This is a genomic window from Oleiphilus sp. HI0128 (assembly GCF_001635365.1).
Genome location: NZ_LWGG01000494.1, coordinates 1 through 513 on the forward strand (window position 1 = coordinate 1; position 513 = coordinate 513).

2 protein-coding genes are annotated in these 513 nt (G+C 45.4%); both read left to right on the forward strand.

Annotation, left to right across the window (positions count from 1 at the left end):
- On the forward strand, window positions 1-175 hold a 175-nt coding region (locus A3763_RS26735), incomplete at its 5' end, for a cytochrome c-type biogenesis CcmF C-terminal domain-containing protein (RefSeq protein ID WP_197482800.1).
- Window positions 172-513: redoxin family protein (locus tag A3763_RS05970; RefSeq protein ID WP_156494953.1), on the forward strand; the 342-nt coding region annotated here is incomplete at its 3' end. The genes A3763_RS26735 and A3763_RS05970, both read left to right, overlap by 4 nt.

Below are 513 nucleotides of genomic sequence, written 5' to 3' on the forward strand. Positions count from 1 at the left end.
AGGCGAGCCACTCACTGACGGTGCCTGGGCAGTTCGTATTCAAATAAAACCCTTCGTTAGATGGATTTGGCTTGGCACTATTTTTATGGCGCTAGGTGGATTGTTTGCGATAAGTGATCGTCGTTATCGCTTAAAGTCAAAACTCGTAGACAATAAAAATGGAGGCCTGGTATGAACAAAAGAATCGTCCTTTTCACACCTCTCGTTCTTACTATTGCTCTTGGGCTCATACTATATACCGCTATCGGTAAGGATCCTACCAAACTAGAAACGGCACGGCTAAACGACCCAGTACCGAAGTTTCAGCTGAGTTCTTTGTCAGACCAAAATAAGCAGCTCAATAACTCAGTATTCAGCGGTGAGGTAATGCTCTTAAATGTCTGGGCAACCTGGTGCCCATCGTGTCGAGTTGAGCACCCCTATCTAAACACTCTGTCAGAGCAGGGCGTCAAAATCGCTGGATTAAATTACAAGGATGAGCGTGATGCTGCTCAGGTTTGGCTTGCAAAACTA